Genomic DNA, 14,631 nt, shown 5'->3' with positions numbered 1-14,631 from the left:
CCCATGCGCAGCTTCTTGATCCTCGCCGCCCTCAGCGCCCTGCCGCAATGTCAGAGCGACGAAACCGTCCGCGCCTACGGGGCGGGCGACAAGACATGGACCTTGGTGGAACTGGACGGCACCCCCTTCGACGCCCGCGCCACGCTGACCTTCCCAGAGACCGGCAAGATTGCCGGAGAGGCGCCCTGCAACGCCTATAGCGCCGCGATGACGGTGCCCTACCCGTGGTTCGACGCGGGCCATATCGCCGCCACGCGCCGCGCCTGCCCGGACCTCGCAGCAGAGACGGCGTTTCTGAATGCTTTAGGAGAGGTGACCATCTCGGATGTATTGGGCGACACGCTGATTCTGTCGGATGAGAGCGGCGAACGACTGATCTTCAAAGCCGTCGACTAAAGGCATCTACAAAGCGCGCCCGGGCTTCCGGCAGAGGTTTGCCACCCAGATCGCGCGCCAGATGCGCCGAAAGGAAATGGCCCGTCGTGACAAGCCCCTGTGCAATCTCCGCATCGCTCCCCGTGCCGCCGCGTAGGACTGTCGGCAATGGCAAGAGCCGGTTCGCCCACTCCCCCGCGCCTTTGGCCGAAACGGCGCGGCCCGACTTGGGCGAAACATAGATCAGCTCTTCGCTCACCCCGGTTACCGCGCAGCTTTCCAGATCGAGCGCATAGCCCATCTCTTCCAACAGACGCAGTTCCCATTTCAGATAGGCCAGCGGCCAGACCTCCCCCTGCCCCAGCATGTCAAGCAGCGCTTCGGTGCGGCGGTAGAGTGCCGGATGCGGCTCGCGTTCGGGCAGACAAAAAGACAAAAGCGCGGTCACCGCGTTCAACCCCGCCAGCGCCAGACGGTCTTGCATCGCTACCGCGGCACGGCTGCGCAGAGGCTCGACGGTGAAGGCGCCGATATGATCCTCCAACCGCGCGCGCCATGCCAGATCAAGCTGCGCGCCGGGCTGCAGGCTGGGGGCGATCTTGCGGCTGGTGCCGCCGCGGACGATCCCGGCATGACGGCCCTGTTCGGGGGTGAAGACCTCAATGATGGCAGAGGTTTCGCCATGTCGCCGCGCGCTCAGCAATATGCCTTGATCGCGCCATTCCATCAGCTTAGCCCCGGCTCGTCCAGCAGGTGACGACCCTGACGGTCCTCAACTTCGATCACCCAAAGGTCGGGATCGAACCCGCGCTGGCGGGTGACGGTGGCATCAACCTCGGCCTCGTCGCCTGCGGCCAATTCGATCCATTTCCTATCGCCGGTCATCAGATCGAAGGACCGCTGGAACAGCACGGCGCGGCCATCAAGCGTTGCCAGCTTGACCAGCACCGCGCCGCCGGTGTCGTCACCATGGGCGACGACGAAAGCCGGAATGTCCTGCAACCGCAGCCGGGTGAGATAGGCATCGACCCAGAAACGCGCGGTCAGGCGGGGCATGGCTGGCCTTTACGCTCAGTCGTTGCCATCTTTGAAATCCAAGCCCATCTCGGAATAGCGCTCGGCCTCTTCCAGCCAGTTGGCGCGAACCTTGACCTGCAAGAACAGATGCACCTTGCGGCCCAAGAACTCTTCAAGCTCTTCCCGCGCCGCTTTGCCCACGGCCTTGATCGTTTCGCCCTTATTGCCCAGCACGATGCCCTTGTGCCCATCGCGGATCACATAGACCAATTGGTCGATCCGGGCGGAGCCGTCCTTGCGCTCTTCCCAGTTCTCGGTTTCGACGGTGAGCTGATAGGGCAGTTCCTGATGCAGGCGCAGGGTCAGCTTCTCGCGGGTGATCTCGGCCGCGATGTTGCGCATCGGCAGATCGGCGATCTGGTCTTCGGGGTAGAGCCATGGGCCTTCCGGCACCTCTCCGGCCAGCCACTGGCGCAGCGTGTCGATACCGTGGCCGCGTTCGGCGGAGATCATGAACGTCTCGGTGAAATCGAAAGCTGCGTTCATCTTCTCGGTCAGGCCCAGCAACACAGGTGCCTCAACGCGGTCGATCTTGTTGATTGCCAGCGCCACGCGGCGGCCCTTGGCGATGTTGCCGAGTTCCTCAAGGATACGCTCAACGCCCTCGGTCATGCCACGGTGCGCTTCGATCAGAAGCACGATCACATCGGCATCCGCCGCCCCGCCCCAAGCGGCGGCGACCATGGCACGGTCAAGCCGGCGGCGCGGTTGGAACAGGCCGGGCGTGTCGACGAAGACAAGCTGCGCGTCGCCCTCCATCGCCACGCCGCGGATGCGGGCGCGGGTGGTCTGGACCTTATGGGTCACGATCGAGACCTTGGCCCCCACCATCCGATTCAACAGCGTGGATTTGCCCGCGTTGGGCTCTCCGATCAGGGCGACGAATCCGGCACGGGTGGTCATGAGTTCTTCTCCAATTGCCGCAACAGCGTGGTGGCGGCGGCCTGTTCGGCGGCACGTTTTGAGGGCGCGGTGGCGGCGGCTTCGGCGCCGTTGTCCAGCCGCGCGGTAATGGTAAAGACCGGCGCATGGTCGGGGCCGCTGCGGTCGGTCTGGACATAGCGCGGCGGGGTCAGGCCGCGTGCTTGTGCCCATTCCTGCAACGCGGTTTTGGCGTCGCGGGCGTCTTCTTTAACCGTCTTCAGCCGGTTGCCCCACAGCCGCAACACGAGGTCTCTGGCCGCGTCAAACCCGCCATCCAGATAAACGGCGGCAATCACCGCCTCGATAGCGTCGCCCAACAGCGCCTGCTTGCGCCGCCCGCCCGAAATCATCTCAGACCGGCCCAATTTCAGCACCTTGCCTAGATCAATCTCACGCGCGACATCGGCGCAGGTTTCCTTGCGCACCAATGCGTTGAACCGCGGGGCCAACTGCCCCTCGGTCGCGCCGGGATCCAGCGCCAGCAGCGCCTCGGCCATGACAAGGCCCAGCACCCGGTCGCCCAGAAACTCCAGCCGCTGGTTGTCGTCGCGGTTGGCCGAGGACATGGAGGCATGGGTCACCGCGCGAACCAGCAGTTCCGGCTTGCCGAAGTGATGGCCGATCCGCGCCTCGAAGGCTTTGAGGTCTCCGCTTAGCTTCATCTGACAGCTTCGAAGAAACGGTCGCTGCGCCATGTCCAGAAGAACAGCATCGAACGCCCGGCAGAGCTGAACACAATGCGGTCTGCACGGCCGATGAGGTTCTCGAAGGGCACGAAACCCACGCCACCCGCACGCTGCGCCAGACGGCTGTCGGCAGAGTTGTCGCGGTTGTCGCCCATAAAGAAGTAATGCCCCTCAGGCACGGTATAGACGCCCGTGTTGTCCGACTGTTGGTTGGTGATGTTCAAGATCGGATGCGAAACACCATTGGGCAACGTTTCGATCTGGCGGCTTTTGACGCAGGTGCCGCCTTGCCCAACGGGGCCGTTTTCGCAGCGCGGACGCAGTTGTTGTGGACCTTGGGGGGCCATGACCTCTTCAAAGGTGCCTGCATCCTCAACTTTGACCGGGGTGCCGTTCAGGCTGATGACGCCGTTTTGAATCTGCACCTTGTCCCCCGGCAGACCGATCAGACGCTTGATGTAGTCGCGGCCCGACACGGGATGACGGAAGACCACCACATCGCCGCGCTCAGGCTCGGACCCGAAGAGACGCTCATTATCGCCGTCGAACACTCCGCAGACATCCTTGGCGTCAATCTCGATCCCGACACCGGGGAGCATCAGGCTGGGGCAAGACGCATAGGAATAGCCGTAAGCCATCTTGTTCACGAAAAGGAAATCGCCAATCAGCAGCGTCTCTTTCATTGAGCCGGAGGGGATCCAGAAGGGCTGGAAGAACAGGGTCCGAAAGACACCGGCGATCAGCAGCGCCCAGAAGATTGTCTTGATGGTTTCGACAAAGGCGTTGCCGGTTTTTTCCTTAGCGGCCATGCGGCGCTCCTGACATATCGGTTTGGGGTTACATGCGGGGCCGTGCGGGCCAAGTCAAGGGAAGCAGGGCCGGATCGGCCTGCCCCGCATGCATATGACGCGAAACGGCGGGGCGCGCCAGTCTAACTGGCCGGATCGGCAAGAGGGCGCGCTTCGATCACCACGAAAGCCTGCGCCCAAGGGTGATCGTCGGTCAGGGTAACATGGATGATCGCCTCATGCCCCGGCGGGGTCATCGCGGCCAGACGGTCGGCGGCCCAGCCTGTCACCTCCATTACGGGTTGGCCGGTGCGCAGATTGCTGACCGCCATGTCGCGCCACGCAATGCCCATGCGCAGCCCGGTGCCAAGCGCCTTAGAACACGCCTCCTTCGCGGCCCAGCGTTTGGCATAGGTGCCCGCTACATCGCGGCGGCGCTCGGCCTTGCGCTGTTCCACGTCAGTAAAAACACGATTGCGGAAGCGGTCGCCAAAGCGGTCGAGCGTGCCTTGGATACGCTCGATATTTGCCAGATCAGTACCGATGCCGAGGATCATTGGGGCCATTCTTATCGCGTGACGGGGCCGATGCGCCCTTTGCCCTCAATAGATCATGCGGCGGGGCCGAGGAAAAGCAGCAATACGACGAGAAAACGCCGCCTCGCTGGGGCGGGACGGCGTTAACTTATGGCAAGGCGCGGCGCTTATGCGACGGCGTGGCGGGCCTTCTCGGCTTTCGCTTCGTCAATGGCGCGCTGAACCGAGGCACGCTGCTCAGTCAGGAACTCATAACCGGGGCGGCCAGCGGTGGCTTTGATCGCATCGTCGTAGTTTTCGACCAATGCGGATTCGCCGTTGATGATCTCATTATAGACGGCTTCGTCGTCGCCAGTCACAGCGTCACGCAGCTTGACCCAGCCCCGGTGCGCTGATGCGGCGACGGAGCCCTCTTCAGAGACATCCACGCCATCGACGCCCAACTGGCGGTGCAGCTCGGTGTGGAACTTCTCGCGCTCAGCGATGCGCTGATCGAAGAAGCCGACGAAAGCAGCCTCGTCAGAGACTTCTTTGCGGGATTCGCGATAGCCGTCACGGCTGTCGATCAGGCGGGTGTGCAGTTTTTTCAATGTGTCGATATGGTCGCTCATTGGTGCCTCCTAGGTTTTGTTAACCAGTCTGGCAGCACAACGCGGCAAAGCGGATCTGGGTCCAAGCAAGGGCAGCGCATGAGTGCCTTTCCGCCGCCCCGGCAAGCGTCTGTTACCCATCGCGGGCGTCATCCATCAGGCGGCGCATTTCGGCGATTGCAGGCTCCAAACCAAGAAAGATCGCCTCTCCGATCAAGAAGTGACCGATGTTGAGTTCGCGCACTTCCGGAAAGGCGGCGATGGGGGTCACGGTGTCATAGGTCAGCCCGTGGCCTGCGTGAACCTCAAGCCCCAAGGAAGCCGCAAAAGTCGACATGTCGCGCAGTTTCTTCAACTCGACATCGGCCTCGTCCCAGCGGCCTTCGGCGAAGGCGTCGCAATAGGCGCCGGTATGTAGCTCAATCACCTCGGCCCCGATGCGGTTGGCTGCTTCAATCTGGGCAGGTTCTGCGGCAATGAAGATCGACACGCGGCTGCCCGCTTCGCGCAGCGGCGCGATAAAATGGGCCAGTTTGTTTTCCTCACGCGCAACTTCCAGTCCGCCTTCGGTTGTGCGTTCTTCGCGTTTTTCCGGCACGATGCAAACGGCATGCGGTTTGTGCCGCAGGGCGATCTTTTGCATCTCGTCGGTGGCTGCCATCTCAAAGTTGAGCGGGACGGAAAGCACCTCCATCAACCCCTCGATATCGGCGTCCGAGATATGCCGCCGGTCTTCACGCAGATGCGCGGTGATGCCATCAGCCCCGGCCTTTTCCGCAATCTTGGCAGCGCGCAATGGGTCAGGATACGCCCCGCCCCGCGCGTTGCGCACGGTCGCCACGTGGTCGATGTTCACGCCCAATCTCAGCTTTGGTTGGTCAGCCATGTTGTTTCCTCTTGCATCATTGGCGCGACCATAGGTCGGAATTTTTGCCAACCCCATAGGGAGAAGCCCTTTTTCCGAAAAATTGATGCAAGGCGGCGATTCAGTCGGCGTGGCGCTTGGCCTCGGCCTTCTGCGAAGCCTTGTGTTTTAACGCCTCAAACTTGGCCTTGATCATGCCGCGCCGCCGCTTTTGATAGGCGCGCAGCACCGGAACAGAAATGTAATAGGCAATTGTGGCGCAGATCATCCCCGGCAGGACACCCCCAATCAGATAGGGGTAGAACACCTGATGGAAAAAGATCGTCAGCCCCGACCAATCCATGCTGGCATCTGTAAAGATCGCGAAAAAGTTCTCTTGAAGGTCGCGCCCCGCATCAAGAAATTTGCCACCAAATGACCGATGCGCCGTTGGGGCCACGGGCGCACCAAGGATCCAGTGACCGGTTTGCAGGGCAGCGATGCCGATGGGAACATAGGTCAACGGATTGCCGAAAAAGGTGGCCATAAGCGCGGCGAGGATATTTGCACGCATCACCCGCCCGATTAGCGCCGCCACGATAAAATGCAGCCCGTAGAACGGCGTAAAGGTCGTAAAGACCCCAGCCCAGATGCCCCGCGCGATACGCTCTGGGCTGTCAGGCAGCCGCCGCATCCGGTGTTTGACATAGTGAAACGCGCGCGTCCAACCGCCGCGCGGCCACAGAAACTCGGCCAGCGCGCGCAGGGTCGGTTTCGGATCGCGGCGTTTGAAAATCAAGAATCAGGTCCAGTATCGGCGTTTCGTCTGCGCGGGTCAGGCGGTCTTTTCGACAGTCTTTCCTATGCTCATATTGCGGTGTCTGCTGACATCGGCGACCTCACTTTCGGCTTCGAGCGTGGACATCAGCGAATGCAGATGACTCACGTCTCTTAGGTCCACATAGACCACCAACCGGTAAAAGTCAGGCTTACGCTCCACAAACTCCAAATCAGAGATATTGGCCGAGGCCTCGCCGATCAAGGTACAGACCCGCCCCAAAACGCCCGCGCCGTTGCCAATGGTGATGTCCAGCGCGCATGTATAATCCGCCGGATGGCTGCCATCATGCCAGCGCAGATCAAGCCAGCGATCGGGCTGGTCTTCATATTCCGACAAGCGGTCACAGTCGATCGCGTGAACGGTCACCCCCTTGCCGCGGAAGGTGATGCCAACGATGCGTTCGCCCGGTAGCGGCGTGCAGCAAGGCGCGCGGTCAAAGCTCTGGCCCGGCTCCAGCCCGACCACGGCGCGGCGCACGTCGATCTGCTCGCCCTTTTGCGGTGCAAGATCGGGATAGACGGATTCGACCACTTCGCGGCCCGTCAGTTCGGAACTGCCAAGCCGGGCAAGCACCTCGTCGGGGCCATTGAGCCGCATGTTCTTAGCGACAGTGTGCAGCACCTTATCGGTGACCTTCTTGCCCACCTGAGCGAAAGCCGAGCGCGCCAATTCCCGCCCCAGCTTGATAAAGCGTTCGCGGTCTACCTCACGCAGGGAGCGCCGGATCGCCGATTTAGCTTTGCCAGTGGTGGCGATGTCGAGCCAAGTGGCCTGCGGTGTCTGGCCCTGCGCGGTGGTGATCTCAATCGACTGGCCGTTCTTGATCCGTGTCCAGAGCGGCACGCGCATCCCATCGACCTTGGCCCCCACGCAGGCATTGCCGATCCGCGTATGGATCGCATAGGCGAAATCAATCGGGGTCGCGCCGCGCGGCAACTTCACCACATCGCCCTTGGGCGTGAAGCAGAAGACTTGGTCGGCATACATCTCAAGCTTCACCGCTTCGAGGAAATCCTCATGGTCGGTCTCGGCGTCGAACTGTTCGGTCAACTGGCTGATCCACTTGGCGGGATCGACAGCAAAGGGGTTCCGGCTCCGCACGCCATCGCGGTAGGACCAATGCGCTGCAACGCCGGTTTCGGCCACATCATGCATCTGCCGGGTCCGAATTTGCACCTCAACCCGCTTGCCATCCCGCCCCGAAACGGTGGTGTGGATAGATCGGTAGCCGTTGCTTTTGGGCTGACTGATGTAATCCTTGAACCGTCCCGGCACCGCACGCCAACGCCGGTGGATCGCGCCAAGTGTGCGATAGCAATCTTCCTCGGAGGCGGTAATCACGCGAAAACCGTAAATGTCGGACAGGCGAGAGAAGCTCTGCTCCTTCTCCTCCATCTTGCGCCAGATCGAATAGGGCTTCTTGGCCCGGCCAAAGACTTCGGCTTCAATATCTGCCTTTTCCAACTCCACGCGCATGTCGCCCGTGATCCGCTGGATCACATCGCCAGTGTCGCGTTGCAGGGTGATGAAACGCCGGATGATCGACGCGCGCGCCTCGGGGTTAAGCACGCGAAACGCGAGGTCTTCCAACTCTTCGCGCATCCATTGCATGCCCATACGGCCCGCCAGCGGCGCATAGATGTCCATCGTCTCCCGCGCCTTTTTGACCTGTTTGTCGGGGCGCATGGATTTGATCGTCCGCATGTTGTGCAGGCGGTCCGCCAGTTTCACAAGGATGACCCGCAGGTCCTTGGACATCGCCATGAACAGCTTGCGAAAGTTCTCGGCCTGTTTGGTTTCGGTCGAGTTGAGCTGAAGGTTCGTCAGCTTGGTAACACCATCGACCAATTCGGCGACTTCACCGCCAAAGAGGCTCTGCACCTCGGCGTAGGACGCTTTGGTGTCTTCGATCGTGTCATGCAAAAGGGCGGTGATGATCGTCGCATCATCAAGCTGCTGTTCCGTAAGAATCGCAGCGACAGCAACGGGATGTGTAAAGTAAGCCTCGCCCGAATGGCGAAACTGCCCCTCATGCATCCGCGCGCCATAATCAAAGGCGGCGCGGATCAATGCCTCGTTTGTGCGGGGATTGTAGCCCTGAACAAGGGCGATCAGATCGTCGGCAGTAATGTCGGCGCTGTTCATGCCATCTGCCTCATAGCCCCGGCCGGGGCGCGGGGGTTACCCCTGCCCCTGTGCGGCCATCAACTGGCGCAGCAACATTTCTTCGGACATGCTGTCTTCTTCGGGCTTGTCCTGCTCGGCACCCATCAAAAGCGCCATTGCATCTTCTTCGGGCTCATCGACTTCGATCTGGCTCTGGTTGCTCTCGATTAGACGCTCACGCAGATCGTCAGCCGACTGTGTTTCGTCAGCAATCTCGCGCAGGGAGACAACAGGGTTTTTGTCGTTGTCGCGGTCAACGGTCAGCGGCGATCCGGCAGAGATCTCGCGGGCGCGGTGCGCGGCCAGCATGACGAGTTCGAAACGGTTCGGAACCTTATCCACACAATCTTCGACGGTGACGCGGGCCATGAAGCCTCCAATATCTCATTTGCTGCCAGAAGTGCGGTATTTAGGCCGCCTCGGGCAGATTTACAAGCCGTTATTACAGACGCCGCACGCTGGCACGATCCCGCTCAGGCAAAGCCTCAAGCAGCGCGCGGACCGGTTTCCCAAGCAGCGGATGCACCCAATCGGGGGCCACATCGGCCAGGGGCACCAGCACAAAAGCGCGGTCTTGCAGGCGCGGATGCGGCAGGATCAACTGCTCTGGCGTGCGGCCAATCTGCGCCTCAAGCGGCAAATCACGCCACATCTTGTGGGTGTTACGGTCTGGCAACACGATATCATCACAGGCCAGCAAATCCAAATCCAATGTGCGCTGGCCCCAACGCTGCACCCGCTCCCGACCCAACTGCGCCTCGATCCGATGCAGGACGCCAAGCGCCTTGGCGGGATCCCACGGTGCCTCCAGACGTGCTGCGGCATTCACATAATCGGGCCCCGCTCCTGCAGGAAAAGCCGGAGTATGATAGAATGCACTGGTCGCGCGAATCACCGCGCCGGAGGTTTGCAACAGCTTCAAAGCTGACTTCAGGGTTTCTTGCGGCGCACCGACAGAAGAGCCGAGGTTCCCGCCAAGCGCAATCAGGAGACTATACTTTCGTATAGGCTCTCTACTGCTTAATTCCATACCCTCGGGGTCTTGCGACATTGTTAAAAAGCCTTAGTTATGCACCCTGATGTGGGGGCATCGCCAGAGGTCACGGATTTATTAATTCGTGGCGATTACAGTTCAAACCGGGAATACGGCGAAGCCTGCCGAAAGGATAGATTAATGTTCTACAAAGATGAGCGGTTGGCGCTTTTTATAGATGGCTCCAACCTCTATGCCGCGGCAAAGACGCTGGGCTTCGACATCGACTACAAGCTGCTGCGGCAAGAGTTCATGCGTCGCGGCAAGCTGCTGCGCGCCTTCTACTATACCGCATTGCTGGAAAACGATGAGTATTCGCCGATCCGCCCGCTTGTTGATTGGCTGAACTACAACGGCTTTTCCATGGTCACCAAACCGGCCAAGGAATACACCGACAGCATGGGCCGCCGTAAGGTCAAAGGCGACATGGACATCGAACTGGCCGTTGATGCGATGGAACTGGCACCGCGTGTCGACCATATCGTGATCTTTTCCGGCGACGGCGACTTCCGCCCGCTGGTCGAAAGCCTGCAACGCCAAGGCGTGCGCGTTTCTGTCGTGTCGACGATTCGCAGTCAGCCGCCGATGATCTCCGATGATCTGCGCCGCCAAGCCGACAACTTCATTGAGCTTGACGACCTGCGCGATGTCATTGGCCGCCCCCCACGTGATCCGATGCCGGCTCCACAAAGCTGACCGCAGATCGCCTTTTTGTTGCCCTGAACGGCTCCGCTGATCGCGGAGGTTGAATTCCTGCGTTTCTCTATCAGGAAAGTGCGGATACGAATAACAGGCCAGAGACGTCGCCGTCACTGGCCTGTGAAATTTCTAAAATACCCCAGGGAAGATACAATACAGCACATGAACCCATGCGTTCCCCTTGATCCAATAGTACTTGTTCCCGTAGAAGTAGACGACCCCCCTAAATAGGGGGGTAAAGTGAGGGATGATGCTCGTCGATGTCGCAGTACGGCTGGAAAAACTACAAGATATCGACACACTTTGGGATGGGATCGTAGCGGCACTCCGAGAAATCGGCTTCACCCATGCACTCCATATCAGTGTGGGCGCCGACTTTAAAAATGCGCAGCTGCTTTGCACCATCCCCGATCTCTATAAAAACCTCCCGCCCGAAGATGACCCGTTTCTGCATCACTCGTGCAACAGCTATGAGGTGTTGATGATCGGGCAGGCCTTTGTACATCTCTACCCCGATGTCACGCCCTCCGAACATTCCCTTATCGCGCGTGCGGCGCGAGCGGGGCTTCACGCTGCTTTTGCCGTACCGATGCGTCTGCAAGGGTCTGAACGCTTTGGCGGCTTTGTGATCGGCAACGGAATGGCGGCGGAAGAGTTTGAACAAACTTTCCACGACATCGCCGAAGAGTTGCGCCTGTTCTGCCTGCTGATGCACCGGCGCATCGAAGACCTTGTCGGGGCAGAACTACTGCCCCTCCCGGATAGCCCCTCTGCTTTTGATAAGCTCAGCCCGCGCGAAGCCGAAGTGGTTAATCTTTTGGCGCATGGTTATAGCCGCCAACAAACGGCACATCACTGCAACCTGTCGATTCACACCGTGTCGGACTACGCGAAATCCGGCTATCGCAAGCTGGGCATCCGTAACCGCGCCCAAGCCGCCGCACTTGTGCATGGGGCTGGAGGCGAGGCTGCGCCCAAGAAAGGCTGACGGGCTGGACGAAGCGCGCCCAAGCCCTTACCTCTGCGCCAAGCCGTTCGGAGACTTCGCCATGACCAACACGCCCCTGACCCTCTACCTCGCTGCGCCGCGCGGATTCTGCGCGGGCGTGGACCGGGCGATCAAGATCGTCGAGATGGCGCTCGAAAAATGGGGCGCGCCAGTCTATGTGCGCCATGAGATCGTGCACAACAAATTCGTCGTCGACGGGCTGCGCGACAAGGGCGCGGTCTTTGTCGAGGAACTGTCGGAATGCCCCGACGACCGCCCGGTGATCTTCTCCGCACATGGCGTGCCGAAATCCGTGCCCTCCGCCGCGCAGGCGCGCAATATGATCTATGTCGATGCCACCTGCCCGCTGGTCTCCAAGGTCCATATCGAAGCACAGCGCCATGCCGATGCCGGGCTCCAAATCATTATGATCGGCCACGCGGGCCACCCTGAGACGATCGGCACCATGGGCCAACTGCCCGATGGCGATGTGCTGCTTGTCGAAACGCCCGACGATGTGGCCAATGTCACCGTGCGTGATGAGGCCCGTCTGGCCTATGTCACCCAGACCACGCTCAGCGTTGACGACACCGCCGATATCGTGGCGGCCCTACAGGCACGCTTCCCCGCCATCATCGGCCCGCATAAAGAAGACATCTGCTACGCCACGACCAACCGTCAGGAAGCTGTCAAAGCCATGGCGCCCAAATGCGACGCGATGCTGGTGGTCGGCGCACCGAATTCGTCGAACTCCAAACGTCTGGTCGAAGTCGGTGCCCGCGCGGGCTGCGCCTATGCGCAACTGGTGCAACGCGCGGACGACATCGATTGGCGCGCGTTGGATGGGATCGGCAGCATCGGTATCACGGCGGGCGCATCGGCCCCCGAAGTGCTAATCAACGAGGTGATCGACGCCTTCAAAGCCCGCTATGACGTGACCACTGAACTGGTCGAAACCGCGCAGGAGAACGTTGAGTTCAAGGTGCCTCGGGTCCTGCGCCAACCCGCCTGATTGACCGCCGCGCGCCAGCCGCCTACACCGCGTTGAAACCGCGACGGGAGCCGACATGCCAGACCTTTACGCCTACACAGACGGAGCCTGCTCAGGCAATCCCGGCCCCGGCGGCTGGGGCGTGCTGATGCGCGCGATGGACGGTGACAAGATCGTCAAAGAGCGCGAGTTGAAGGGCGGCGAAGGCCAGACCACCAACAACCGCATGGAACTGATGGCCGCGATCTCGGCGCTGGAATCGCTCAGCCGGGCGACCGAGATCACTATCGTGACCGACAGCAACTACGTCAAAAATGGCATCACTGGCTGGATCTTTGGTTGGAAAAAGAACGGCTGGAAGAACGCCGCCAAGAAGCCGGTTAAAAACGCCGAGCTTTGGCAACGGCTGGACGCGGCGAACGCGCGGCATAATGTGACGTGGAAATGGGTCAAGGGCCATGCCGGCCACCCCGAAAACGAACGCGCCGATGAATTGGCCCGCGCGGGCATGGCCCCCTTCAAGCCGGGCGGCAAGAAGTGAGCCTGCTGGCCCTGCTTGACTATGCCGCCGTGCTGGTCTTTGCCATCACCGGCGCGCTGGTCGCCAGCCGGGCGCAGCTTGATATCGTGGGCTTTGCCTTTATCGCCTGCCTGACCGCCGTGGGCGGCGGCACGATCCGTGACCTCTTGCTCGACCGCAACCCGATCTTCTGGATTGAAACCCCCAGTATGCTCGGCGTGGCCATCGTGGCGGCGCTGGTGGTGTTTTTCACCGCGCATTTGCTGGAAAGCCGATTTCGCACGCTCATTTGGCTCGACAGTCTGGCGCTTGCGGTCGCTGTTGCGGCAGGGGTCGGCGTTGCCATGTCTCAAGAGCAATCCGCCGCGATCATCATCGTTATGGGCATGATCACCGGCTGCATGGGCGGGCTGATGCGCGATGTGGTCGTCGGCCAATTGCCTTTGGTGCTGACCCAAGGGGAGCTCTACGCCACGGCCGCCTTGTCTGGCGCTGCGGTGGCGGTGCTGCTGTCACCCTATTTCGACGGCAGGCTCTATCCACTGCTGGCCTGTGCCGTGACGACTTGGGTGCTTCGGGCCGGATCGCTGTATTTCGGCTGGCACTTGCCAGTCTACAAAAGCACCCCGCCGAAAAGCTGACGCCTCAGCCTTCGCCCAAGCGCCGCCCCACCGCGATCTGCGCGCCGCGCTGAAACACATCCGCGTCCTGCGCTCCCTTGCCCGCGCGCTGCAAGCGCGTAAGTCGCACGGCACCCTCGCCGCAGGCAATGCGCAGATCATCCGACAAGACCTCACCCGCAGCACCTGTGCCTTCGTCCAGCACCGATCCCAGCACTTTGACCCTTTGTCCGTCAATCTCGAACCACGCCCCGGGAAAGGGTGAAAGGCCACGGATCAGCCGATCCACCTCAACCGCAGGGCGGGTCCAGTCGATCTTGGCCTCGGCCTTGTCGATCTTGGCCGCATAGGTGACGCTTTCTTCGGGCTGGGGCTGCGGGGTAAGCTGCAACAATTGCGACAGCGCCTTGTTGATCGCCACCGCGCCCATTGCGCTCAGACGGTCGTGCAGTTCCGCTGTGGTCTCCGCCGCACCGATCTCGGTCTCTTCGCAGAGCAGCACCGGCCCGGTGTCCAACCCCGCTTCCATCTGCATGATACAAACGCCGGTCTTTTCGTCCCCCGCCATGATCGCCCGGTGAATGGGCGCAGCCCCGCGCCAGCGCGGCAGCAGGCTCGCGTGGATGTTCAGGCAGCCATGCTTCGGCGCGTCCAGAATGATCTGCGGAAGGATAAGACCATAGGCCACGACCACCGCAGCCTCGGCCTCAAGCTCGGCGAATTCTTCTTGCGGCTCGGGGTGTTTGAGCGATGCCGGGTGCCGCACCAAGAGGCCAATCTCTTCGGCACGTTGCTGCACCGGGCTGGGGCGGGGTTTCTTGCCGCGCCCGGCGGGGCGTGGCGGCTGGCAATAGACGGCGCAGATGTCATGCCCGGCCTGCACCAGTGCATCGAGGATCGGCACCGAAAAATCGGGCGTGCCCATGAAAATCAGTCGCATCTGTTCACTCCTG

Annotated in this window: 19 protein-coding genes; 6 read left to right on the top strand and 13 right to left on the bottom strand. The window is 61.1% G+C overall.

Annotated elements, in window-relative coordinates; genetic code table 11:
* Positions 1 to 3 precede the first annotated feature (3 nt).
* On the top strand, positions 4 to 396 hold the full coding sequence (locus ACSQ16_RS03720) for an META domain-containing protein (protein WP_243261634.1): 393 nt from the start codon (positions 4 to 6) through the stop codon (positions 394 to 396).
* Here the strand turns inward: ACSQ16_RS03720 and recO are convergent.
* The 12 genes from recO to folK form a co-directional block, all read right to left on the bottom strand.
* On the bottom strand, positions 380 to 1,102 hold the full coding sequence (gene recO / locus ACSQ16_RS03715; protein WP_243261635.1) for a DNA repair protein RecO: 723 nt from the start codon (positions 1,100 to 1,102) through the stop codon (positions 380 to 382). The two genes, ACSQ16_RS03720 and recO, sit on opposite strands and share 17 nt — an antisense overlap.
* On the bottom strand, positions 1,102 to 1,431 hold the full coding sequence (locus ACSQ16_RS03710; RefSeq protein WP_243261636.1) for a DUF1491 family protein: 330 nt from the start codon (positions 1,429 to 1,431) through the stop codon (positions 1,102 to 1,104). The genes recO and ACSQ16_RS03710 overlap by 1 nt, the downstream gene beginning before the upstream one ends.
* A gap of 15 nt (positions 1,432 to 1,446) precedes the next feature.
* Entirely contained in the window at positions 1,447 to 2,355 is a 909-nt protein-coding gene (gene era, locus ACSQ16_RS03705) for a GTPase Era (protein WP_067935569.1), read from the bottom strand.
* Positions 2,352 to 3,038 (bottom strand): ribonuclease III, encoded by a 687-nt coding sequence (rnc, locus tag ACSQ16_RS03700; protein ID WP_435988591.1) that lies wholly within the window; start codon positions 3,036 to 3,038, stop codon positions 2,352 to 2,354. Before rnc ends, era begins: the two co-directional genes overlap by 4 nt.
* A complete protein-coding gene (gene lepB / locus ACSQ16_RS03695; protein ID WP_093927385.1) occupies positions 3,035 to 3,871 on the bottom strand; it encodes a signal peptidase I in 837 nt (278 codons plus the stop codon). Before lepB ends, rnc begins: the two co-directional genes overlap by 4 nt.
* 122 nt (positions 3,872 to 3,993) lie before the next feature.
* Entirely contained in the window at positions 3,994 to 4,407 is a 414-nt protein-coding gene (gene acpS, locus ACSQ16_RS03690) for a holo-ACP synthase (RefSeq protein WP_093927386.1), read from the bottom strand.
* A gap of 146 nt (positions 4,408 to 4,553) precedes the next feature.
* Positions 4,554 to 4,997 (bottom strand): PA2169 family four-helix-bundle protein, encoded by a 444-nt coding sequence (locus ACSQ16_RS03685; RefSeq protein ID WP_093927387.1) that lies wholly within the window; start codon positions 4,995 to 4,997, stop codon positions 4,554 to 4,556.
* Positions 4,998 to 5,109: 112 nt separating this feature from the next.
* Entirely contained in the window at positions 5,110 to 5,862 is a 753-nt protein-coding gene (locus ACSQ16_RS03680) for a pyridoxine 5'-phosphate synthase (protein ID WP_093927940.1), read from the bottom strand.
* Between the two features lie 100 nt (positions 5,863 to 5,962).
* Positions 5,963 to 6,619: a DUF2062 domain-containing protein gene (locus ACSQ16_RS03675; RefSeq protein WP_243261638.1), complete on the bottom strand. Its 657-nt coding sequence runs from the start codon at positions 6,617 to 6,619 to the stop codon at positions 5,963 to 5,965.
* 36 nt (positions 6,620 to 6,655) lie between these two features.
* Positions 6,656 to 8,806, bottom strand: coding sequence for a RelA/SpoT family protein (locus ACSQ16_RS03670; protein WP_243261639.1), 2,151 nt, complete (start codon positions 8,804 to 8,806; stop codon positions 6,656 to 6,658).
* Positions 8,807 to 8,842: 36 nt separating this feature from the next.
* Positions 8,843 to 9,196 carry a DNA-directed RNA polymerase subunit omega gene (gene rpoZ / locus ACSQ16_RS03665; RefSeq protein WP_093738298.1) on the bottom strand — a complete coding sequence of 118 codons (354 nt, stop codon included), beginning with the start codon at positions 9,194 to 9,196 and terminating at the stop codon, positions 8,843 to 8,845.
* A 73-nt stretch (positions 9,197 to 9,269) separates the two neighbouring features.
* The gene (gene folK, locus ACSQ16_RS03660) at positions 9,270 to 9,878 is read right to left on the bottom strand and encodes a 2-amino-4-hydroxy-6-hydroxymethyldihydropteridine diphosphokinase (RefSeq protein ID WP_243261640.1); all 609 of its coding nucleotides are present in this window, start codon (positions 9,876 to 9,878) and stop codon (positions 9,270 to 9,272) included.
* Positions 9,879 to 10,001: 123 nt separating this feature from the next.
* On the opposite strand from folK, the gene ACSQ16_RS03655 reads away from it, so the two are divergent.
* The 5 genes from ACSQ16_RS03655 to ACSQ16_RS03635 all read left to right on the top strand — a co-directional run bounded on the left by ACSQ16_RS03655 (position 10,002) and on the right by ACSQ16_RS03635 (position 13,699).
* Positions 10,002 to 10,556, top strand: coding sequence for a LabA-like NYN domain-containing protein (locus ACSQ16_RS03655; RefSeq protein ID WP_243261641.1), 555 nt, complete (start codon positions 10,002 to 10,004; stop codon positions 10,554 to 10,556).
* 250 nt (positions 10,557 to 10,806) lie between these two features.
* A complete protein-coding gene (locus ACSQ16_RS03650) occupies positions 10,807 to 11,547 on the top strand; it encodes a helix-turn-helix transcriptional regulator (protein ID WP_243261642.1) in 741 nt (246 codons plus the stop codon).
* 61 nt (positions 11,548 to 11,608) lie between these two features.
* Entirely contained in the window at positions 11,609 to 12,559 is a 951-nt protein-coding gene (ispH, locus tag ACSQ16_RS03645; RefSeq protein ID WP_243261643.1) for a 4-hydroxy-3-methylbut-2-enyl diphosphate reductase, read from the top strand.
* A gap of 55 nt (positions 12,560 to 12,614) precedes the next feature.
* Entirely contained in the window at positions 12,615 to 13,079 is a 465-nt protein-coding gene (rnhA, locus tag ACSQ16_RS03640; RefSeq protein WP_093927393.1) for a ribonuclease HI, read from the top strand.
* Positions 13,076 to 13,699 (top strand): trimeric intracellular cation channel family protein, encoded by a 624-nt coding sequence (locus ACSQ16_RS03635; RefSeq protein WP_243261644.1) that lies wholly within the window; start codon positions 13,076 to 13,078, stop codon positions 13,697 to 13,699. The genes rnhA and ACSQ16_RS03635 overlap by 4 nt, the downstream gene beginning before the upstream one ends.
* Before the next feature lie 4 nt (positions 13,700 to 13,703).
* Here ACSQ16_RS03635 and fmt read toward each other — a convergent pair whose 3' ends face one another.
* A complete protein-coding gene (gene fmt, locus ACSQ16_RS03630) occupies positions 13,704 to 14,618 on the bottom strand; it encodes a methionyl-tRNA formyltransferase (RefSeq protein ID WP_243261645.1) in 915 nt (304 codons plus the stop codon).
* Positions 14,619 to 14,631: the final 13 nt, after the last annotated feature.

This window comes from Sulfitobacter sp. SH24 (genome assembly GCF_965641895.1).
In the GTDB taxonomy this organism is placed as follows: Bacteria; Pseudomonadota; Alphaproteobacteria; order Rhodobacterales; family Rhodobacteraceae; genus Sulfitobacter; species Sulfitobacter dubius.
This window is presented reverse-complemented; position numbering and strand designations above follow the sequence as displayed.